The sequence below is a fragment of the Citrobacter sp. RHB21-C05 genome, assembly GCF_013889015.1.
Classification (GTDB): Bacteria; Pseudomonadota; Gammaproteobacteria; order Enterobacterales; family Enterobacteriaceae; genus Citrobacter_A; species Citrobacter_A sedlakii.
In genome coordinates this window covers 4,197,029-4,219,426 of record NZ_CP057611.1, presented here as the reverse complement: position 1 = coordinate 4,219,426, position 22,398 = coordinate 4,197,029, and the positions used below count along the sequence as shown (strand labels likewise).

The 22,398-nt window shown below is 53.8% G+C and carries 20 protein-coding genes and 1 pseudogene; 12 read left to right on the top strand and 9 right to left on the bottom strand.

The annotated features are described in order from the left end of the window. Nucleotides 1-76: 76 nt before the first annotated feature. The 9 genes and pseudogenes from HVX72_RS22280 to HVX72_RS20060 all read right to left on the bottom strand — a co-directional run. Nucleotides 77-148 (bottom strand): annotated as a pseudogene (locus tag HVX72_RS22280) (hypothetical protein); the annotation flags it as partial. Nucleotides 149-183: 35 nt separating this feature from the next. After that, on the bottom strand, nucleotides 184-579 hold the full coding sequence (locus tag HVX72_RS20095) for a hypothetical protein (RefSeq protein ID WP_181822163.1): 396 nt from the start codon (nucleotides 577-579) through the stop codon (nucleotides 184-186). Nucleotides 580-581: 2 nt separating this feature from the next. Continuing rightward, complete coding sequence (locus HVX72_RS20090; protein ID WP_181822162.1) at nucleotides 582-1,760, bottom strand: hypothetical protein; 1,179 nt, start codon at nucleotides 1,758-1,760, stop codon at nucleotides 582-584. Between the two features lie 2 nt (nucleotides 1,761-1,762). Next, a complete protein-coding gene (locus HVX72_RS20085) occupies nucleotides 1,763-2,332 on the bottom strand; it encodes a PAAR domain-containing protein (RefSeq protein ID WP_233459367.1) in 570 nt (189 codons plus the stop codon). 458 nt (nucleotides 2,333-2,790) lie between these two features. After that, the gene (gene fumA / locus HVX72_RS20080; protein ID WP_042291025.1) at nucleotides 2,791-4,437 is read right to left on the bottom strand and encodes a class I fumarate hydratase FumA; all 1,647 of its coding nucleotides are present in this window, start codon (nucleotides 4,435-4,437) and stop codon (nucleotides 2,791-2,793) included. A 75-nt stretch (nucleotides 4,438-4,512) separates the two neighbouring features. Beyond that, a complete protein-coding gene (gene dcuB / locus HVX72_RS20075; protein ID WP_042291024.1) occupies nucleotides 4,513-5,853 on the bottom strand; it encodes an anaerobic C4-dicarboxylate transporter DcuB in 1,341 nt (446 codons plus the stop codon). A 632-nt stretch (nucleotides 5,854-6,485) separates the two neighbouring features. Next, nucleotides 6,486-7,205 carry a two-component system response regulator DcuR gene (gene dcuR / locus HVX72_RS20070; protein WP_042291022.1) on the bottom strand — a complete coding sequence of 240 codons (720 nt, stop codon included), beginning with the start codon at nucleotides 7,203-7,205 and terminating at the stop codon, nucleotides 6,486-6,488. After that, complete coding sequence (locus HVX72_RS20065; RefSeq protein WP_042291020.1) at nucleotides 7,202-8,833, bottom strand: sensor histidine kinase; 1,632 nt, start codon at nucleotides 8,831-8,833, stop codon at nucleotides 7,202-7,204. Before HVX72_RS20065 ends, dcuR begins: the two co-directional genes overlap by 4 nt. A gap of 120 nt (nucleotides 8,834-8,953) precedes the next feature. Then, the gene (locus tag HVX72_RS20060; protein WP_233459370.1) at nucleotides 8,954-9,841 is read right to left on the bottom strand and encodes a nickel/cobalt transporter; all 888 of its coding nucleotides are present in this window, start codon (nucleotides 9,839-9,841) and stop codon (nucleotides 8,954-8,956) included. A gap of 284 nt (nucleotides 9,842-10,125) precedes the next feature. Here HVX72_RS20060 and HVX72_RS20055 point away from each other — a divergent pair, with 284 nt between their 5' ends. The 12 genes from HVX72_RS20055 to HVX72_RS20000 all read left to right on the top strand — a co-directional run bounded on the left by HVX72_RS20055 (nucleotide 10,126) and on the right by HVX72_RS20000 (nucleotide 22,378). After that, nucleotides 10,126-12,558, top strand: a complete 2,433-nt coding sequence (locus HVX72_RS20055) for a DMSO/selenate family reductase complex A subunit (RefSeq protein WP_181822160.1) — start codon at nucleotides 10,126-10,128, stop codon at nucleotides 12,556-12,558. A 13-nt stretch (nucleotides 12,559-12,571) separates the two neighbouring features. Then, nucleotides 12,572-13,198, top strand: a complete 627-nt coding sequence (locus HVX72_RS20050; RefSeq protein ID WP_042291014.1) for a DMSO/selenate family reductase complex B subunit — start codon at nucleotides 12,572-12,574, stop codon at nucleotides 13,196-13,198. Then, a complete protein-coding gene (locus tag HVX72_RS20045) occupies nucleotides 13,191-13,961 on the top strand; it encodes a DmsC/YnfH family molybdoenzyme membrane anchor subunit (protein WP_181822159.1) in 771 nt (256 codons plus the stop codon). Before HVX72_RS20050 ends, HVX72_RS20045 begins: the two co-directional genes overlap by 8 nt. Nucleotides 13,962-14,051: 90 nt before the next feature. Further along, nucleotides 14,052-14,648, top strand: a complete 597-nt coding sequence (locus tag HVX72_RS20040) for a molecular chaperone (RefSeq protein ID WP_181822158.1) — start codon at nucleotides 14,052-14,054, stop codon at nucleotides 14,646-14,648. 29 nt (nucleotides 14,649-14,677) lie between these two features. Next, the gene (gene napF, locus HVX72_RS20035) at nucleotides 14,678-15,181 is read left to right on the top strand and encodes a ferredoxin-type protein NapF (protein WP_233422711.1); all 504 of its coding nucleotides are present in this window, start codon (nucleotides 14,678-14,680) and stop codon (nucleotides 15,179-15,181) included. Nucleotides 15,182-15,637: 456 nt separating this feature from the next. Further along, on the top strand, nucleotides 15,638-16,171 hold the full coding sequence (locus tag HVX72_RS20030) for a fimbrial protein (RefSeq protein ID WP_042291004.1): 534 nt from the start codon (nucleotides 15,638-15,640) through the stop codon (nucleotides 16,169-16,171). Between the two features lie 72 nt (nucleotides 16,172-16,243). Further along, the gene (locus HVX72_RS20025; protein WP_181822157.1) at nucleotides 16,244-16,792 is read left to right on the top strand and encodes a fimbrial protein; all 549 of its coding nucleotides are present in this window, start codon (nucleotides 16,244-16,246) and stop codon (nucleotides 16,790-16,792) included. Between the two features lie 63 nt (nucleotides 16,793-16,855). Further along, nucleotides 16,856-19,330 (top strand): fimbria/pilus outer membrane usher protein, encoded by a 2,475-nt coding sequence (locus HVX72_RS20020; protein WP_181822156.1) that lies wholly within the window; start codon nucleotides 16,856-16,858, stop codon nucleotides 19,328-19,330. A 43-nt stretch (nucleotides 19,331-19,373) separates the two neighbouring features. Beyond that, a complete protein-coding gene (locus tag HVX72_RS20015; protein ID WP_042291001.1) occupies nucleotides 19,374-20,117 on the top strand; it encodes a molecular chaperone in 744 nt (247 codons plus the stop codon). Nucleotides 20,118-20,135: 18 nt separating this feature from the next. Beyond that, nucleotides 20,136-20,759: a fimbrial protein gene (locus HVX72_RS20010; RefSeq protein ID WP_052406306.1), complete on the top strand. Its 624-nt coding sequence runs from the start codon at nucleotides 20,136-20,138 to the stop codon at nucleotides 20,757-20,759. 62 nt (nucleotides 20,760-20,821) lie between these two features. Continuing rightward, nucleotides 20,822-21,820 (top strand): fimbrial protein, encoded by a 999-nt coding sequence (locus HVX72_RS20005; protein WP_229264118.1) that lies wholly within the window; start codon nucleotides 20,822-20,824, stop codon nucleotides 21,818-21,820. Nucleotides 21,821-21,829: 9 nt separating this feature from the next. Beyond that, nucleotides 21,830-22,378, top strand: coding sequence for a fimbrial protein (locus tag HVX72_RS20000; RefSeq protein ID WP_060570364.1), 549 nt, complete (start codon nucleotides 21,830-21,832; stop codon nucleotides 22,376-22,378). The last annotated feature ends 20 nt before the right edge of the window (nucleotides 22,379-22,398 follow it).

Below are 22,398 nucleotides of genomic sequence, written 5' to 3'. Positions count from 1 at the left end.
ATTGGCGCGTTTTTATCGACAGGTCGATTATTTTTGGGGCTGATAGTGATATTACCGGGCGGTCTTTTGCGCCCCCTCACCCGGTTGCTGTCTGGCGGCGCTGTTGGCTCAGTTTGCGATACTGCTGCGGCGACATGCCGACGTATCTTAATGAGTAATGCTGAGACTGCCTCTCAAATAATCTTAAGGAGGCCCTTCTGCATCCTTAATCGTAATAGTGTAGGTTTTATCAAACTCACCACCTGTGGCTACATTTGTACCAAACAGTCCGCCTGATACTCGAACATAGACAACTCCGGGCTTTACAGGCATCCCCTGAATCCTGACGCAATTGTGAGCAGGTGAGTCATTACAATACGTTAAAAATAATCCTGTATCGGATGGGGTTATTTCACCCACAAATCTTTCTTTCCCATTAGAATCTAAAGAAGTTACCGCCCCACCATTTATATTTATCTCGCTGGCATAGGGCGTCCCGACAATTGCGTTACTGAGAACATTATCATCAGGGGTGATATTGGCATGTAAAACACACGCTGATAATAAAAATGGAATAAAAACAATGCGAATTATTTTCATGGCTATATTAATGGTTTGAAAACCATCCCTCCAAAAAATCTGTTGACAAAAAACTGTAAGTCTTTTCTTTGTTTAATCCAATAAGCTGTTTGCCCCCAGGAAAATAATTTCAAATTGATATATCCATTACTATCTTGTGTGACACAGCCATCCCATACAATCCAATGCGTAGGTAATGTTGTATTACTCTCACTGCCATCAAGAAGTCCATCATTTATTAATGTGATGACTTTATAGCCTTGCACAACATATTTATTTAAATCTCTTATTCCCTGAATATCTGCCTGAGTGATTCCCACGTTACTAAAGACCATTTCATAACCGGCTTTCTCAAACCATTCCGACAGAGTTTGCCACATTGTGATACCTGCCACAGGAGAATCAAGAGCATCAAAACTGAATACTGTGTTCTCTGAGTCTCTAAGCCCAGCCAGAGTCATCCAGTCAAGTCCTGATATACTTGGTTTCCCTCCACTCGTATAAAACATACCCGAAGGATGTTTACATCCTTCACCTGGGGAAATGGTCAATTTGCCTATTTTGGTCTTTCCATAACGCCATAGTTCCCGGGCCGCCTGTGCATATACATCAGGGCGGTCCATTTGAATACAGTAAAAAAATGCAGCAGGACCACATACACTGGCCCTATCCTGATAAGGATAAGAGTAATGATAAAATCGGTCATTTATCTCAGATTCAACTTTATTTTTTTCGAACGGATCTTGAGGTGAACCTATTGGATATTTTTTCGCTATAAATGGACGTTCAGGGATGGTGATCTTAATCGGCATGGTTTCGCCCCCCTGACTTTCAGGTTTCATTGTTCCTTTTGACTCAAAATAGCAGGGATTCTCTCGTTTCACCGGAGACCAGGCTTTACCTGACGCAAATTCTTCAAGAGTGTACATTTTAGTGAACGGAAGAGGTGTTACACAAAGCATATGCAACATGGTTTTTCGGTAAAGTTTCATTTCCATAATATAAATTGTCGAGAGTGACTCGTTTATATTTTTGGTCAGGTGGCTCTGTGTTTCATAATTTTCCTTAAACGGCTGTTGCTTCACATCTATCAGGAAGTGTTTAGTCCTTTTGGTGTCCATGCGATAAATGCACAGGTCATACAATAAGTAATCAGGAGGAACATTAGTGTTAATACGGGTACTGAGATGATAAACCGCCATAATTAATCCATTAATATATGCAAATTAATATTTTCAGCGGATTTTGCATAATGCCATCCAGTCACACCATACTCATCGGTAACGCCAGCTTCAGAACGTCCGTCCGGAAACATCAGAGTGTAGCGACAGCCTGTCATTAGCTGGCCATCATCACCGGTACACTGAAAGCGAATACAGTTCCGGGCGCTGGAATCCATTGACTGCTGCGCCGGTACAGGCGAATGACTGGTATTTCGGGAGGTCGGAGTGCCTGTGCCTGTGCTGGTATATTGTGTGGCTGAACCGTAAATATAATGATCGGGGCAACGGCACAGCACTCTGTCACCTGTGGCCGCATACGCTTTGCCTTCTTCTGCCCAGTCCTGTGCGGAAGCAAGAATTTCAAAAAAACCGTTGCATCTGCTGCATGATGCTTTGTCGCCGGTCCGGGCTATTGCTTTACTTCCTTCAAACCAGGATGCAGTAGCTGAAATAATTTTTCCGTAACGCGTTTTATCGCCAAGACAGGCTAGCGCCCTTGCCATCATTAATCCCTCAATGTTTAAGTGGTTATTCCCATCGGCATCATACAACAATCCCTTCTTAACCCAAATCACCCGTTTCTGGTTGCCGGTATAGTGCCTGAGTGCGGTATATCCGGGAGAGACTGTACATTAGTATGATGAGAAAGGATAACTGGCGAAAAAATAAGTCGCGGGCTGAAGCGAAGTATCGTCCTTTACGGCCAGTTGAGATGAATCAGTACAAAATATCATCTTTACACATACACTATTTTCCGTTTCCCAAATGAGGCCCTTAATAGACGACATGGCCGTCAGCATGGCGAATCTCCTGACGCTGGTATTCGCGCTGCCGATTCTGGTTATGACGTTTCGCCGGGGATAATGGGGAGTTCTGCACGTAATGTTGCCGGATGCGTTGTCGCAGCCGGCATGGGAAAGTGAAAGCCGGATGACGCTGCGCTTATCCAGCCTGGGGAGGGGAGTCCAGGAGGGATAAGACGCAGCCGCCATCCGGCGTGGTGCTGTGATTACTTCGCGCAGTTAGCGCACTGTTTGCTGACGATCTGCTGGAAGAAATCGTTGCCTTTGTCATCCACCAGGATAAACGCCGGGAAGTCTTCCACGTCGATCTTCCAGATTGCTTCCATACCCAGTTCCGGGTATTCAACGCACTCCAGATGTTTGATGCTCTGCTGCGCCAGCACTGCCGCCGGGCCGCCGATGCTGCCCAGATAGAAGCCGCCGTGTTTATGGCACGCGTCCGTCACCTGCTGGCTGCGGTTGCCTTTCGCCAGCATGATCATGCTACCGCCGTGTGACTGCAGCAGATCGACATAGGAGTCCATACGGCCTGCGGTGGTTGGGCCTAATGAACCGGACGGGTAGCCCGTTGGGGTTTTCGCCGGACCCGCGTAGTAGATCGGATGATCTTTAATGTATTGCGGCAGCCCTTCGCCGGACTCAATGCGCTCTTTCAGCTTCGCGTGGGCAATGTCGCGTCCCACGATAATCGTGCCGGTCAGCGACAGGCGTGTGGAGACCGGGTACTGCGAAAGCTGGGCGAGGATCTCTTTCATTGGGCGGTTAAGGTCAACTTTCACCACGTCGCCTTCACCCGCCTGGCGCAGGGCATCGGGAATGTACTGGCCCGGATTGTGCTCCAGTTTTTCAATCCAGATCCCTTCGCGGTTGATTTTCGCTTTGATGTTACGGTCAGCGGAACAGGAGACGCCCATTCCCACCGGGCAGGAAGCGCCGTGACGCGGCAGGCGGATCACGCGAATGTCATGCGCGAAATACTTCCCGCCAAACTGCGCGCCGAGGCCGAGTTTTTGCGCTTCTTCCAGCAGTTCCTGCTCCAGCTGCGTGTCGCGGAACGCCTGGCCGTGCTCATTGCCTTCGGTCGGCAGACCGTCGTAATAATGCGTGCTGGCGAGCTTCACGGTTTTCAGCGTGCTCTCAGCGGAGGTACCGCCAATGACGAAAGCGATATGGTACGGCGGGCAGGCCGCAGTGCCGAGCGTGCGCATTTTCTCAACAAGGAAGTTTTTCAGCTTGCCCGGAGTGAGTAGCGCTTTGGTTTCCTGGTAAAGGTAGGTCTTGTTGGCCGAACCGCCGCCTTTAGCCACGCAAAGGAATTTGTACTCGTCGCCGTCGACGGTATACAGGTCGATCTGCGCAGGCAGGTTGGTGCCGGTGTTCACCTCTTTGTACATATCCAGCGCCGCGTTCTGGGAATAGCGCAGGTTGTCTTCGATGTAGGTGTTGTAAACGCCTTTGGAAAGCGCCGCTTCATCACCGCCGCCGGTCCAGACGCGCTGGCCTTTTTTACCGACGATAATTGCGGTGCCGGTATCCTGGCAGGTCGGCAGAACGCCTTTAGCGGCGATTTCGGAGTTTCTCAGGAATTGCAGCGCCACGTATTTATCGTTTTCGCTGGCGTCGGGGTCGTGAAGAATGGAGGCGACTTGTTGCTGGTGTTCAGGGCGGAGCAGGAAAGAGGCGTCGTGGAAGGCTTGTTGCGCCAGCAGCGTCAGGGCTTGCGGTTCCACCTTCAGGATAGATTCTCCTTCAAATTCGCTCACGCTGACGTAGTCGGAAGTGAGCAGATAGTACTCTGTTTTGTCTTCCCCCATCGGGAAAGGCGCCTGATAAAAGAATTCTTTGTTTGACATGTGCTTCCAGCCTGTTGATTTTTCTGAATATTATTAATCCCGTGCCGCCCGAAAAGGAGCGGCACGGGGGAACCTTTACAGGAATCCGTACATGGCGGCGAAGATCCAGCCAAACACGCAGGAAACGCTGACGCCAATCAAACCTGGCAAAATAAAGCTGTGGTTAATGACGAAGCGACCAATGCGCGTCGTACCGGAACGGTCGAACTGAATCGCCGCCAGATCGCTTGGATAGGTCGGCAGAATGTAGTAACCGTAGCACGCCGGCGCAGACGCTACGATATACGCCGGGTCAACGCCGATAGCCAGCGCCAGAGGAACGATAGCCGCCAGCGCCGCCGCCTGCGAGTTAACAAACTTGGAAACCAGCAGCAGGACAATGGCGTAGGCCCACGGATACTCTTTCACCATTTCACCGAGCACGCTTTCGATTTCGGTCATGTGCGCGCCGAACATGGTTTCCGCCATCCACGCGATCCCGTACACCGCCACAATGGCGATCATACCCGAGCGGAAGACTTCGTTTTTAGAGATTGAAGCGGGATTGGTTTTCGTCAGGATAATAATCAGCGCGCCGGTCAGCAGCATGAACATCTGAATGACCAGCACCATTGACAGCGGTTTTCCGTTAAACGCCGGACGCAGCTCAGAGAAGGCGCCCAACAGCGCGACGACAGCAATAGCCGCCAGGAAGATCCACATCGCCAGCCAGTTGCTTTTCGGCAGTTTTTTGTCCAGCAGCGTGGCAGTGTCGCCATACACGTAATGATGGTTTTCGGGTACGGAGATGAACTTCTGGAAATCTTCGTCTTTGTCCAGATCTTTACCGCGGAACCAGCTGAAAATCCCGATCGCCAGAATGCCCAGCAGGGTGGACGGAATGGTGATGGAGAGCAGGTCGAGGAACTCCAGGTGCTTACCGTTAAAGGTGAAGTTACCCAGCATAGCGACCAGCGAAACCACCGCTACGGATACCGGACTGGCGATGATACCCATCTGCGCGCCGATGGAGCTGGCGGCCATAGGGCGTTCCGGGCGGATGTTATTCTTGATCGCCACGTCGTAGATGATCGGCAAAATGGTGTACACCACGTGACCGGTACCGCAAAGAATGGTCAGCGTACAGGTCACAAACGGCGCGACAATAGAGACATATTTTGGGTTGCGGCGCAGCAGCTTTTCAGCAATCTGCAACATGACGTCCAGGCCGCCGGAAGCCTGTAGCGTTGCCGAGGCGGCGACCACGGCGATGATAACCAGCATGACATCGACAGGCGGTTTACCCGGCTGGAGATGGAAAACGAACACCAGAATGACCAGGCCAATACCGCCTAACAAACCCAGCGCGATACCGCCCTTTCTGGCGCCATAAAACAAACATATTAATATTATTAGAAGTTGTATACTAAATAGCATTTATTTACCCTCGCGATAAAACTCATCAATTTTGATAAATCGATCACAGCCATGTTCTGTTTTTTGTGAATTGGGCGCAGAGCCTGGCGAATATGCGTTGCGTCTGAAACGTGATTAATTTCTAAACATTCGATAAGCATTCGTCATGTTTATGCGGACGATGCGAATCGGCTTTTATGATACTCAGGAAGCAGCGCTTCCCGGCGATGGGCAGGTTTGAAAAGGAGAGCAGAGGCAAGGCGTGTGCTTCTTGTTGTATCGTTATGAAATTTATGAACATCTACTCTGCTCACGAAATGCGCTTATCCTTAAGCTGCAGCATCGATTCCATTGCCACTGTTTATCTTTTTTTATTCGTCCGGTTATATTTCCAGACTACTCCTTTGTGGTTAAAAATACACACTCCACTGGTGAGTTAATACTTTATTAACTTTTGTTAGCGTTTTTGAAATTAAAAACAATGTGACCTCTGGCAATAATTTCGGCTCGAAAGAAATACGGCCAGCAAATTCATTTTGATCTGGCACAATGTATTCTCTTTCTTCTTTTTACTTTTACGTTGCCGATTTTTCATTATTGCAATAATTGTTACCAATAGATAACGTAATAATGGCCGACGGTGAATTTATCTTCTACTGGCAATATTGCTTAAGTAAAGAATAATGTTCTGCCTGAATACGGTAACGGTATACCGGACGGCCGGTCACGCCGTAATGGATGCTGGTGAACAGAATATGACAATTAACCAGCCAGATAAGGTATTTACGGCAGGAGACACGCGAAATATTCACCGCGTTGGCCAGTTCGTCGGTGGAAAACTCATAATCCTGATGGGCGTCTATCCACTGGCAGAGCGTGCGCAGGGTTTGCGGCGTCAGCCCTTTCGGCAGGCGACGGGTGTCCTGCTCGTTTGACGCGCTGCCGTGGATCAACTGGTCCAGTTCCGACTGCTCGAAGTACTGGTGCTTATCCATGTCCCGTTTCTTTTGCAGCCAGCCGGTCAGCGCTTCTTCAAAGCGCGATGCCTGGAAGGGTTTGATCAAATAATCCACCACCCCGTAGTGCAGCGAATCCTTAATGGTGGCGGCATCGGCGGCGGAGGAGATGACGATGACGTCGCTTTTACATCCGGCGGCATGCAGGAGAGGGAGCAGATCCAGCCCGTTCTCTTTTTGCAGGTAGATATCCAGCAAAATCAGATCGATGTGGGTGTCACTGTCAAAAATAACCTCTTTGGCTTTCGCCAGCGTCGGGGCGGTGCCACAGCACTGAAAGCCGGGGATCTGTGCGACATAACGGCGGTTTAACTCCGCAACCATCGCATCGTCATCGATAATAAAGACATTGATCATGTGCTGGCCCTCTCCCCATCCCAGGGTATTTGTACGAAAAATTGTGTGAAAACGCCGGGTTCGGATTCCACGAAAATATTGCCGCCAAGACTTTCAACCTGTTGTTTAACAAGCGCTAAACCTACGCCGCGTCCAGTTCCTTTAGACGAGACGCCTTTTTCGAAAATCGAGTCAATACGCTCCGGCGTAATGCCCGGACCGTCGTCGTTGACCTCACAATGTAGCCAGCCATTGCGATAGTATAAGGAGACGCTGATTTCGCCTCCTGGCTGTTCCGCTAAAGCGTCGAGCGCGTTTTCAATTAAATTTCCGAGCACGGTGATCAATACCGCAACCTGATTTTCATTACCACTGTCCGGCAATTGGCTGTCGTGGCTAATCAGCAGTTTGTGCCCCGCATCGGAGGTGCGATTAATCTTACTGAGTAAAAATCCGGCGATCACCGGTGATTTTATTTTACCCAGTAGCGAGCCGATTTCTTCCTGATAGTTATTCGCAGTCTTTATAATATAGTCTTCAAGTTGCTTATAACGCTTCAGATGTAACAAACCCAGAATCACATGCAATTTATTCATAAATTCGTGGGAGCGTTCACGGAGTGAGTCGGCATAGTTAACCATACCGTCGAGCCGCTGCATAAGCTGGCGGACCTCGGTTTTGTCCCTGAAGGTGGAGATCGCGCCGATAATTTTCCCGTTGCTGCGCACCGGTACGGTGTTGATCAGCAGCAGCCGATCTTTAATGTTGATTTCCTCGTCGCGATGGGGCGTACCGTCGCGCAGCACTTCCGTTAAATCCACCACCTGCGACCAGGCATGGCTGAGCGTGGACAACTGCGCGTCATCTTGTGATTTGCGGTAGCTGAGCAGTTCCTGCGCGGCCGCGTTGATCAGTGTGACTTCGCCGCTGGCGTCTACGGCAATTACCCCTTCTTTTATGGATTGCAACATCGCCTGGCGTTGCTCGAAGAGGGTAGAGATTTCATACGGCTCAAGGCCAAAAAGGATGCGCTTAAGCACCTTCACCAGCACCCACGTCCCCAGCAGGCCAACCAGCACGCCAAAGAGTATCGACCAGATAATGCTGCCGCGACTGTCATTGATTTGCTCAGTCACCCGGCTCAGCTCAAGGCCTATCGCCACCACGCCAATCTGCCGGTGTTGCTCGTCATAAATGGGAGTAAAAACGCGCAGCGCTTTGGCGAGAAAGCCACGATTGATGGCGACATTCTCTTTGCCATCCAGCGCCAGCAAAATATCGTCGCCCTTAAACGGCTGCCCTATACGCTGGGCCTCGGGATGGGAATAGCGCAGGCTTTGCATGTCGGTCACGACGATAAACAGCATGTCGTTTCGCTTGCGCACCGCTTCGGCGATGGCCTGAATCCCGCTCTCCTCGGGTTTTTTCATCAACCCCTGACGAATTTCCGGAGAATCGGCCAGCGTTCGCGCCACCGCCAGCGCTTTATCAGCCAATGCTTCCCGCGTCATGTGGCTGATTTGCGAGAAGTAAATCAGGTGTACCACCAGCAGCACGGAAAACAGGACGGCGCTGACCATCAAAATCACCGTCGTACCGAGTTTCATCGGCCGTTTACGCAGCTTGCGGTAGGGCAGGGGGTATCTCATGGTGGTCCCGGATTCACAATTCGTGGGGTTATTATCCCTATTGAGACGCGTAATTCAAAGGTGGTGGGGAAAAAGCGCAGGGTCTGGAGTCACTATCAGATATTTTCTGCGCCCTGCAGGTTAACAACCGGCGGCGATATAGTCACCGTTCGCGCTAATCGGGATCACCGTTAAAAACAACACGGCGGCAAAGAGGATCAGCAGCACGCCGCCGATGATTTTTACCGCGGGCGCGAGCCATTTCGCCACGGGATGGCCTGTACCAAACCAGGCCAATGTCTGACTACGCGCATAGCGTACCGCCAGCGACAATCCCATGATCGACAGCGCGGTGCCAAAGGACATGGTCATGACCGCGGCGATCCCCCAACTGATAATGCCAAGGGCATTGGAAAAAAGCAGGATCATGATGGCGCCGCTGCAGGGGCGGGCGCCGATGGCGAGAATTACGCCCAGACGGGTTTTCCAGTTGCTGTCCGTCAGGTCGCGTCCCACTCCGTGATGACCACATCCGCACTTCTCATTATGGAGATGCTGGGGCGTTACGCGCGTAAAACGTGTAAAGGTGACGGGACGCAGGGACAGAAATGCCTGATAAATCAGAAATCCGCCAAAACCGGCGATTAACACGGCGCTGATTTTTTCGACATACCAGCGGCTGGTACTGAGATCGCCGGAGGCGAAGTTAAAGCCTATCGCCAGAATAAACACGAACAGAATCGCGCTCACCCCCTGCATCAGGCTGCCCATAAACGGCACAACCCGCGCGGCCAGCAAACTCTCTTTATTGGTGCTCAGATACGTGGTGACGATGAATTTCCCATGCCCCGGGCCCACCGCATGCAGCACGCCATAGATAAACGCGCCGATCAGCAGCCAGAACCCGCCGCTGTACTGATGATTATTTAACTGGAGCAGGTACATCACCAGATAACGGTGCAGCGTGATTTGCGCGGCCAGACACCACTGAATAAACGCCCCCCAGTGTAGATGCAGGGTATAGCCCATGATCAACAGCGTCAGGGTCAGGAGCCCGGCCAGCGTCAGACGTCGCGAGGGGGGGCGTTGTAACAGGGACATAATTAAACCCGGTGATGAATACGTAAAAAGTATAACTGCTGCTATTCGCTAAAGGGAAATTTCTCGCTAAGCCGCGCGGAATCTGAGGGGAAGATTATTTCGTCTGGGATTTTTCGCTTGATCATAGTCAATCGTCTGACAAGCATACTCCTTTATGATGAGAATTGATTACTTATTAATAATAACTATGGATGCAATGTGGGAAATAAAACATGGAAATAAAAGAGTGGCTCAACGCCAAATTGTCCCGACGAGATGCCGTCACCGGCACGGCGAAAGTGGGGGCCGCTGTTGCCCTGAGTAACGCGATAATCCTTCCCTTTTCGACCTCTGCCCACGCCGACACCCCTTCCGATGCGACACCCGCCGCAAATGGCGAAACCGTCCGCCATAGCGCTTGCCTCGTTAACTGCGGCAGCCGCTGCCCGCTAAAGGTGATCGTTAAAGACGATCGTATCGTACGTATCGAACCGGAAGATGCGAAAGACGACGCGGTCTTTGGCGAGCACCAGATACGTCCCTGTCTGCGCGGCCGTTCCAGCCGCTGGCGCGTCTACAGCCCGGATCGCATTAAGTATCCGATGAAGCGCGTGGGTAAACGTGGCGAAGGAAAATTCAAACGCATTTCCTGGGACGAAGCGACCGCCTTTATCGCTGCGGAAATGAAGCGCGTGACGGAGAAATATGGCCGCGAAGCGATTTACTATAACTATCAGTCCGGCGCGTACTATCACACCCAGGGATCGCCAGCCTGGAAGCGTTTGCTTAACCTTACCGGCGGCTATCTGAACTATCACAACACCTACTCCACCGCGCAAATCGCCACTGCGACGCCTTACACCCACGGCACCTACGTGGGCAGCCACTTCACCCAAATAGCCCATTCCGATCTGGTGGTGCTGTTTGGCCTTAACCTGTCTGAAACGCGTATGTCCGGCGGCGGGCAGGTGGAAGAACTGCGTCGCGCGCTGGAGACCTCTAAAGCGCGAGTAGTCATTATCGATCCTCGCTATACCGACTCAGTGGTGACGGAACATGCGGAATGGCTGCCGATTCGCCCGACCACCGATGCCGCGCTGGTGGCCGGTATCGCCCATACGCTGATTAGCGAGCAGCTTATTGACGAAGCACAGGTCAATAAATACTGCGTCGGCTACGACAGCAGTACGCTACCGGAAGGCGCGGCGCCGAATGCCAGCTATAAAGATTACGTGCTGGGCACTGGCGATGACGGGATAGCGAAAACGCCAGAGTGGGCGGCGGATATCACCGGTATTCCGGCGGCGCGCATCCGCCAACTGGCGCGGGATATCGCCTCGGCGCGCGCCTGCTACATTTGCCAGGGTTGGGGGCCGCAGCGTCACGCCAATGGCGAACAGACCGTGCGCGCGATCCAGACGCTGCCCGCGTTAACCGGCCATTTCGGCCTGCCGGGCACCAATAATGGTAACTGGCCATACGGTACACCGTACGGCGTACCGCTGTTGCCGATTCTGACCAACCCGGTAAAAACCTCCATTCCCTGTTATCTGTGGACCGACGCCATTCAAAGCCCGGAGAAAATGACCGCCACCACGATGGGGGTGAAAAACGCCGAGCGGCTAAAAACCGGTATCAAATTATTCTTTAATCAGGCCGGTAATACCCTGCTGAATCAGCACGGTGAAACCAACCGTACGCGTAAAATCCTCGCTGACGAAACGCTGTGCGAAACCATTATCGTCATTGAAAACCATATGACGCCGAGCGCGAAGTACGCCGATATCCTGCTCCCGGAAACCAGCTATCTGGAAGCGGAAGATCTGGTTGACAGTTCTTACGCGGCAGGGTCGCACAACTATATGATCGCCCTCCAAAAAACGGTGACCCCGATGTGGGAAGTGCGCAGCACCTATGACATCTGCGCCGATATTGCCGGACACCTGGGGCTGCGCGAGGAATATACCGAAGGGCGAACCCAGGCGCAGTGGGCGGAAATGCATTATCAGCAGATCCGCGAAAAGCGTCCGTATCTGCCGGAGTGGTCGGTGGCGAAAGAGATGGGCGTGATCGATCAGCGCGTCGCGACAGAAAAACAAAGCCTGGCGTTTGCCGACTTCCGCGCCGATGCCGAGGCGAACCCGCTGACCACGCCATCCGGGAAGATCGAGATTTATTCTCAGGCGCTGGCGGATCTGGAGAAAGCCTGGACACTACCGGAAGGCGATCGTATTCCGGCGATTCCGGAGTTCTGCGTGGTAAAAGAGTCGCACCTGAACAAGGCGTTGACGGCAAAATACCCGCTCCAGTTGAGCGGCTTCCATACCAAAGGCCATACCCACTCTACCTATACCAACGTGCTGATGCTGCATGAAGCGGTTCCGGACGAAGTGTGGATCAACCCGATCGACGCTAACGCGCGCCAGCTTAAGTCCGGCGACCTGGTGCATGTGTTTAACGATCGCGGGACCGTGGCGATCCCTTGCAAGGTAACGCAGCGCATTCTGCCGGGCGTAGTGGCGATGCCGCAGGGCGCGTGGACCCGGCTGGACAGCAATGGCGTGGACGTTGGCGGGTGCATCAACACTCTGACCAGCCATTTGCCGTCGCCGCTGGCGAAAGGGAATCCACAGCATACCAACCTGGTCGATATCAAACGCGCTTAAGGAGTGAACCACAATGAAACAGTATGGCTTTTACGTTGACTCCTCGCGCTGCTCCGGCTGTAAAACCTGCCAGGTCAGCTGCAAGGATAACAAAGATCTGGACGTCGGCCCGAAATTCCGTCGCGTGTATGAATACGGCGGCGGCAGTTGGGTGAAAGAGGGCGAGAGCTGGCACAACGACACCTTTACCTATTATCTCTCTATTGCCTGCAACCATTGCGACGAGCCGGTGTGCGTCTCTGGTTGTCCGACCGGGGCGATGCACAAGCGTGAAGAGGACGGTCTGGTGCTGGTGGATGATAGCGTCTGCGTGGGCTGCCGATATTGCGAAATGCGTTGCCCGTACGGCGCGCCGCAGTTCGATGCGCAGGCGAAAGTCATGCGCAAGTGCGACGGCTGTCTCGACCGCCTGGAGCGTAATCTGCGCCCGATCTGTGTGGAGTCCTGCCCGCAGCGTGCGCTGGATTTTGGTCCGATCGACGAGCTGCGCGCGAAATATGGCAGTGAAAACGAAATCGCGCCGCTGCCGTCCGCGTCGTTTACCCATCCTAACCTGATTATTAAGCCGCACCCGAAGGCGCGCGCGTCGGGGGACAAGGAAGGGGCAATTGTGAACATGGGGGAGGTGCGCCATGCATGAGTTACCGCTGGTCTTTTTTACCGTCTTTACCCAAAGCGCGGTTGGGGCGTTTATTCTGCTGCTGATCGGCGGCACGCTCGGGCAGATTGACGCCCGACGAATGGCGGTGGGGCTGTTTTCCGTCATGTGTCTGTTTGGTGTTGGCGTCCTGCTGGGGATCTTCCATGTCGGCCAGCCGCTGCGCGCGCTGAATATGCTGCTGCGTGTCGGGCATTCGCCAATGAGCAATGAAATCGTGCTGTCGGCGGTGTTTGCTACGCTGGGCGGGTTGGGGGCCCTCGGGCTGCTGCTCAACCGTGGCGCCGCGTTGTGTAAGGGGCTGGTGTGGCTGGCGGCGATCGTCGGCGTGGTCTTTATTCTGGCGATTCCGCAGATCTACCAGTTGCCAACGGTAGTGACGTGGCGTTCCTCTTATACCACCGTGATGATGGTGCTGACGCCGCTCATTGGCGGCGGTATTCTCGCCGGGCTGTTTGGTTTGCGCCTGGGACTGTTGATCAGCGTGCTGGCGATCCTCGTCAGCTTCTGTCTGCGTCCTGGCTATATGTCGACGCTTATGAGCGCTGACGGCGCCCTGACCGCGGCGCAAGCCAGTTGGTTCACCGCGCAGGCGGTGCTGCTGGCGGCGGGTATCGTGGGCGTGGTTGTCTGGTCGCGACTGAAAACGAACGTAGCGGTTCTCGCGGCGACGGCGCTGGTGGTGATCGCCGCGGAGTTAGTTGGCCGTATCGCGTTCTACAATCTCTGGACGCTGCCGATGTAACCCTACCTGTCAGGCCTGCGGCGCTAACCTGTGGGCCTGACAAGCGTAGCGCCAACAGGCAATACTCAGGCATTTTTCAGGAGCTTTACTATGCCAACCCGTGCCGTATTACCGCGTATCCTCGGCGCACTGTTTTACTGGTCGCCGGAAAAGCCAGACGTCAAGGCGCTTATCGACTGTCTGCCGACGCTGCCGGAGCTGTATCCGTGGCGCGATCTGACGCCGATCTCACGTTTATGCGCCGACTGGCCGCAGCCCGACGCGGACGCGCTGGCCTGGCAGTTTTCGGTCCTGTTTGAAGGGCAGGGCGACATGCCTGTACCGCCCTGGGGAGCGGTCTGGCTGGAGCGGGATAACCTGCTGATGGGCGAAACAACCGCAGAATACCGTGCGTTTTTACAGTCTCACGGTATGGCCTTTGACGCCCGCCATACCGAACCGGAAGATCAGTTCGGACTGATGCTGCTTGCCTACAGCGCGCTGCTTGAGCAAGGGAATGACGCCGCCGCGAATACGCTGCTGGAAACACATTTACTGCCGTGGGGGTATCGCTATCTCGCGCTGCTGCATGCCAACACGATCAGTCCGTTCTATTCCCGTCTTGCTGCGGTGGCGGAATGTTATCTGCGGGACGTTGAACAGCAGCAGGCGTTGCAACCGCCTGCGAAACGGCTTTATTTCGGATGAATAAATCGGAGAAATATTATCAGGAACTGATGACTCACCGGCACGTGAGCCGCCGGGGACTGTTTCGCGCCTTCGTCAGCGCGGCAAAACATACCGCGCCCGAAGATGCCTCTTTTCACCTTTCCCACCCTCTGCCGCCGGGCGCGTTGCCAGACGCGCTTTTTAGCGTGCAATGTACCCGCTGTCATCACTGTATTGATGCCTGCCCGATGGGCATTCTGTCGCCGCACGACGATGGCTTCCCACAGCTGGCAATTGACTACGCCAGCTGCGACGGCTGCGGGTTGTGCATCGCCGCCTGCGCCTCCGGCGCGCTGCGTCCACAAATGCGTCCGGACACTGGTTTGCGTCCCGTGTTTCACGACGCCTGCGTAAACCCGGCCCGCGCCTGTAATCAGTGTGTGGAGGCGTGCCCGGAACAGGCCTGCGCTATCAGCGCCAGCGGTGTCCCCACGGTGGATGCCGAACGCTGTAACGGCTGCGGAGAATGCCGTGTGCAGTGCGGTTACGATGCCGTTAGGCTGGAGCGGTAGGGGTTGAAATAAGCGAGGATGTTCCTGAATTAAACGTTATTCATCGCGTTTCCGCTTATTCACGAGTGTTGTTAGAAAAATTATTTCTGCCGTTTATATGAATTATCCTAAGTCTTTTTTTTATGTCTTAGGAATATTCCCGCCTCAATTCCTCATGTGTTTAGGATTAATCACACAGTTTCGCGAGATATAACATCCTGTTTTTTGTTTTTGCGAGTTATCAATGCGTATCTTTTCCATAGCAAATGTAGTGCTTTGTAGTGAAATTTTGATTTGATAGCATTTTGCACAGTTCGAAGGAATGGCGGTAATTAAGATTGAATAATTTCAACTTTAATTATTACCAGAACATTTCCGGAACAAAACCAAGAGTTGTTTACAAAAGTAGCGAAATACCGATCGCGACGTGAAGACTCTTTATTATTTCTCAGGATTTGGTACAAACAGGATATTGTTATGAAAATGAATAAAGTTGCTATGGCTGTTGCTTTCACTGCTGCTCTGAGCTCTATGTCTGTATTAGCTGCTGATACAACAACTGGCAAAATCGAATTCCAGGGTGAACTGGTGAATACCGCTTGCGGCCTGGCGCCGAATTCAAGCCCGGTTATTGTTGATTTCGGCCAGGTTCCGGTTTCAGCACTGGCGGGCGGTAATCATGCAGGAAACGTACATAAGAACATCGAACTGCAGCATTGCGACACCACCGTGGCGACCACTGCCGTAGTCACTTATAACCCGACCAGCGTTAACCCGACTGACGCCACTCTGGCTGCCTTCACCTCCGGCACCGCTTCCGGCGCGGGTATCGGCCTGCGCGACAGCGCCAGCCAGGACGTAGTATGGGGCCAGGCAACGACTGCAGTACAGCTGGTTAACGGCACCAACACCATCCCGTTTGTTGCTTATCTGAAAGAAGAAAGCGCAGGCGCGACTGTGACTGCCGGTTCTTTCCAGTCAACGGTTAACTTCGAGATTGCTTACCAGTAATCGGACTGAAGTGCTGAGTGCGGGGCTTCCCGCACTCATTTAAATTATTCATTCGTACCAGGGAGGGACAGCATGAAATCAGGCAACGCAGGCTTATTGTCGCTTTATTTGTGTGCCCTGGTGGCGACGGGTTCTGCTTCAGGCTCTACCATAACGCCTGGCAAATTAGCCATGAGCGGCGAATTAATTGAAGCCGCATGCAGCCTTGACCCGTCAGGTCGTGATGTTGAAGTGGAATTTGGCGAAGTTTCTGCCAGTCAGATTAATCGCAACGATGAAGGGAATATTACGCGACCTTTTCTGGTTCGCCTCACAGGTTGCTCAATCGTAAAAAGAGGCAATGACGGTTCACTTTATCCTTATGCCTTAGTCACCTTTATTGGCAGCGCGGCAGCTTCCGATCCCACCACGTTATTAGTTAACGGCAAGGCCGATGGCTTTGGCATTCGCTTACGCGACAGTCAGGGCGCGATATTAACGCTCGGCGAACCCTCTCCCGGTTATGAACTGAGCGAGAGCGATAATGTTTTGAAATTTACCGCATCACTGGTGCCGGTAGAGAAATATATAAAGGCGGGTGAATTTACAGCCGTTGCGCAATTTTTTATGGATTACAACTAACAAAATAACAATAACGTAGCGGGAAGCAGGACGTTTTTTACGGATTTATTCGGGATGAAAATCATGTCGGTAAAATTAAAAACAAAGATAACGATAATAGCCCTTCATGTAATGAGCTGCTGTTATGCTGCTCCGGTCTGGGCTGAGGAAAGCGTTGAATTTAATACCGATGTCCTGGATGCTGCAGATCGTACGCGTATCGATCTGTCGCGCTTTGCGACGGACAACTACGTTACCCCTGGCGACTACCTGTTAGATATTCGTATCAATGGCCAGCCGGTGGGGCAGGAGAAGATTCGTTACATCGAAGCGCCTGAAGGCAAACGCACCATCCCCTGCATCACTGGCGACCTGCTCGACAAGCTGGCGCTGAAAGAAGACGCGCGGCAGCAGGTCACTCAGCTGTATCAGAACTGCTATGTATTGCAGAGCCTTCCGGGAAGCAAATTAACCAACTACGCCGGCGTGCTGGACATCAGCGTACCGCAGGCGTGGATGAAATATAACGACCCCGACTGGACGCCGCCTGAGCGCTGGGACGACGGGGTGGCCGGGCTGATTTTTGACTACAGCCTCAACGGGCAGATTACCCGTCAGTTCACCGATGATAAAAACTACAGTTCGCTGTCAGGTTATGGGCAGGCGGGCGCCAACATTGGCGGCTGGCGTGTGCGTGGCGAGTATCAGACCAGCTACTACAGCCAGAACCATCAGTTTGATTTCGACTGGAACCAAATCTACGCCTACCGTCCGCTGCCGATGATGGCGGCGAAGCTGACGCTCGGTGAGATCTACCTGAATTCGCAGGTGTTCGATACGGTGCGCTTCACCGGGATCAACCTCGCCAGCGATGAGCGCATGCTGCCGCCAGCGTTGCAGGGCTATGCTCCTGAAGTCCACGGTATCGCCCGTACCAACGCCAAAGTGACCGTCAGCCAGAACGGGCGCGTTATCTATGAAACTACCGTACCCGCCGGTCCTTTCAACCTTCAGGATTTACGCAGTTCGGTGCGCGGTACGCTTGATGTGCGGGTCGAAGAGCAGGACGGGTCGGTGTCGACCTTCCAGGTGAACACCGCCAACATTCCGTATCTGACGCGTCCGGGCTATGTGCGCTACAACATTTCGGGCGGTACGCCGTCGCGCTACAACCATAAAATGCAGGGACCGACGTTCCTCTCCGGCGATTTCTCCTGGGGGGTCAGCAACGCGTGGTCGCTGTACGGCGGCCTGCAGTCAGCTGGTGAAGAGTACACCGCCGCCTCGCTGGGTATTGGCCGCGATCTTAACCTGCTGGGCGCCATATCGGTTGACGCCACCGAGTCGTGGAGCCGCACGCGGGAAGGCGATCGCAAGAAAGGCACCTCTTACAAATTGAGCTACGCGAAAACGTTTGATGAGTACCACAGCTCCATCACCTTCGCGGGCTACCGCTTCTCGCAGGAAGATTTCCGCTCAATGGCGCAATACCTCGATGAGCGCTACGAAGGCTATGACCACCTGGGCCGCGAAAAAGAGCTTTATACCATTACCGGGAATAAAACGTTCTGGGCTGACGAACCGGGCAAAGCGACCACGGTCTTCCTGACCTGGACGCATCAGAACTACTGGGATAAGCGCAGCCAGGACCGCTACGGCATGTCGGTAGGACGCTCTTTCCGTATCGGAGACATTAACGGTATTACCGCCAACCTCTCTGCTTATCGTACTGACTATAAAGGAAGTAAAGACGACTCGATTTCCTTCTCCCTGTCAGTGCCGGTGGGCGACAACAGATGGGCGGGGCTGGATGTCCAGACCAACAACGGCAAAACCAGCCCGATGGCGTCCTATACCGACAACAGCGATTACAACAACCTGTGGCGCGTTCGCGCTGGCGCCAGCCAGCAAGGCAACGTCAGCGTTGACGGTTATTACAACCATCGCTCGCAGGTGGCGGAAATTAATACCAACGCCAGCTATCGCCAGAATGAATACATGGCGCTGAGCACCACGTTACGTGGCGGCTTTACGGCGACCCGACACGGCGCAGCCATTCACAACAGCGGCGCGACGCTGAACACCGCTCGCGTCATGGTGGATACCAACGGTATTGGCGGCGTACCGCTCAACGGCGAGAAGTCGCGGACCAACCGCTTCGGCATTGCCGTGGTGCCGGATGTCGTGAGCTACAACAGCTTTGACACCCGCGTGGATGTAGACGCGATGGACGGCGACATCGAACCGTCTAAAGCCATCAGCACCACAACGCTTACCGAAGGGGCGATTGGTTATCAGGCCTTCGGCATGGCGAAAGGGATGAAGATGATGGGCACGCTGCGCCTCGCTGATAACAGCGTTCCGCCGTTCGGCGCGGAAGTCTACAACGCCGACGGTATCAGCGTCGCGATGGTGCTGGAAGACGGTAAAGCCTGGCTTGCGGGCGTCAACCCTGACGAGACGCTGAACGTGATGTGGGGCGGAAAACAGCAGTGCAAGATCACCATCCCACCAGGCGCGACAAATGGACGCGCGGATACGCTGCTGCCGTGTCGTTAATCCCGGGTAGAACGAGTTATCTCATTGTAATAAAAGGCCAAAAATGAGCAAAAAAAGACATAACGGATACCTGCTGGCGGCGTTAGCGCTGAGCGCGGTGGGTGGCTATGCGCAGGCAGGCGTCTCGCTGGATCGGACCCGCGTGATTATTACGGAGAAAGATGTGTCGTCGAGCGCCAATCTGAGCAACACCAGCCCGGATGTTCCGTTCCTCGCCCAGTCATGGGTGGAAGATGAGAAGGGGAACAAGATCACGTCGCCGCTGCTGGTGTTACCTCCGCTACAGCGGATCAACGGCGGGCAGAAAGGGATCGCGCGCGTGACCAAAACCGACGGTATCGAAAAGCTGCCGAAGGACAGAGAGAGCCTGTTCTATCTCAACGTCCGGGAGATCCCGCCGAAGCCGGACAAACCGAACACGCTACAGCTGGCGATGCAGTCGCGCATCAAGCTGTTTTACCGCCCGGCGGCGGTGATCCCGAAGTCAAAAAGCGAAGTCTGGCAGGATCAGGTGGTGTTCCATAAGAACGGCAGCAAGATGACGGCAGAGAACCCGACGCCTTACTACATCACCATTCTTGGCTTGTCGAAAGGCGCCGGACAGAAGATTACCAAATTCCCGGGGATCATGGTCGCGCCGAAATCAAGCAAGCAGTTTGATGTGACAGACGCAAGCGTCAATCAGTTCTCAATGATGTTTGTGAATGACTATGGCGGTCACCCGGAACTGAAATTCCGTTGCGATGGCAACACCTGTAAAGCGTTGCCGCCTGCTCAACAGGGTTAATCAAGAAGGAACCTGACAATGCAAAATCCTTTTCCATGTATTGCCCTCCTGGCGATGGGCGTGACGTTTTCCAGTTCGGCGGACGTACCGGTACAGCCGCAGCACAATGCGCTGGAGCAGGTCGGCGAAGATAGCGGCATTGTCCGGTTTCACGGCTCGGTGTATGCCTCTCCCTGCGTGTTTATGACACAGGGACGTATCCAGGACGTCGAACTGGGTGACATTAGCGCCCAGCGTTTTCATCAGGCGGGCGATCGCAGCCAGCCGGTGCGCTTCAAGCTGTATCTGAAAGATTGCCTGAAAGGGGCGTCGCAGGCGCGGGGAAGCCTGGCTTCCCGTACCACCGGCGAAGACTGGCGCGCGTATAGCACTGGCGAGCAGGCCGTGCAAATGACGTTTGTCGGCGAGGCGGATGTGAATAATACGCAACTGCTGCGCACGACCGGTACCACCCGCGGCGCGGGTGTTCGCCTGCTGGATAAAAGCGGCAATGCGCTGGACGTCGGGCAGACCCATGCCCCCTGGCTGATTAAAAACGGCGACAGCGAGCTGAGCTTTATGGCGGCGCTGGAGTCTACCGGCACCCACGTCAGCGCCGGTGAGTTTAGTAGCCTGGTGCGCCTGAAGATGGAGTATCTGTAATGAATGTATCAGGCCTGTTGCGCCGCAAAGCGTCGGCTGTACTGGTGGCTTGCGCACTCGGGATGCCGGGAGCCGCATGGTCGGCGGTGGATGGCGAAATTGAACCGGTCGGCGGCACTTATGACTATATGGTCAACATTAACAATACGAACATTACCAATAATCAGCCAGGGTCAACCTATACGGATACGTTTGACCTGGCCGGGATGTTCCAGGGCCGCGCTTACTGTTCTGTGCCGATGACGAATCAGGCGGTGTACTACACGGCGCAGGCGACGTTAACCCAGCAGGGGAGCAACCCGGATTATCTGAAGCTCAATGACTATATGGACGTCAAAATTGAGATCTATATCGGCGGAACGGTGCGGGACTATAAAGTGGTTCCGTTTACGGGTCTGTCCAACGGGATTGAGCAAAACTATTGCAACGTGCCGAGTACGATTCTGGATAACGAGTTTGCTTCCGGGGCTAAGGGAAGGGTGACCTTTATGATCACCAAACCCATTATCAACGGCGTGAACTTACAGGGGTCCGAAATCGCTAAGCTGTTTGGGCGTCTCGGGCCAGGGGCCATCGGCGGCACGCCGTTATCGCGCATTACCATCGCCTCCGGGGTGATCACCGTACCGGATAAGTGCGTGGTGAACCAGGGGACGCCGATTGTCGTTGATTTCGGCACTATTCCGGGCACCGGCAGCGCGCTGGACGGCAATAATTTCAGCCAACACGTGCCGATTCACGTGAAGTGCGAAGGCGGCAGCTTTTCCCAGGGGGCGCTGAATATCAAGCTTGGTATCCAGCAGCCTAACCCGGCCTTCACGGACGGCTCGTACCTGAGCACGCAGGGCACCGGCGGCGTCGATCGTTCGATGCTGGGTATTGCGCTGCGCGACGCTCAGCGCAATCTCATTAAGCCGAACACCTTTTATAACGTGCCCGGATTTGCGAATAACGAGGGCGACTGGAATCTGGTTGCCGCACCGATCGCCCAAAGCGCGACGTCGACAGTTCCGGAAGGCGAATTTCACGCGTCGGCCACGGTCGTGGCTGAATTCCAGTAAGGAGGGAATATGCAGCGCATTATGATGATCCTCGCCTGTTTCGTGACGACGCTTATCACCCCCTCCGCATGGGCGCTGGGGCAGCTGATCGGTGGCGATTTGAGCTTTAAGGGTGTGGTGATGGCCTATCCGTGCAGCATCGCGCCTGAGTCAGAGCGGGTGCCGGTCGACTTTGGCAACATATCAACCAAGTCTTTGTACATTAACGGCAAAACGGTCCCCGTGCCCTTCACCATCAAGCTTCAGGGCTGTACCCCGAGCGTTTTTAACAGCGTAACGGTGACGTTCAGCGGGACGGCTAACCCTAATCTCGCGGATCGGTTGGCGATCAGCGCCACCGCGCCAGGTAACGCAAGCGGCGTGGGTATTGGTCTGCTGGAGGCCGACGACACCCCGGTACAGCTGAACGCCGCCACGACTCCGGTGGCCATTAACGACACGATTTTACGGCTGAACTTTCAGGCGTTCGTTGAAGCGGAGCCAGATGCCTTAGCAAACGGAACCCTTACCACCGGGCCATTTACCGCGACGGCGAATTACACATTGAGCTATCAGTAGCGCGTCAACAGGGATTTGAG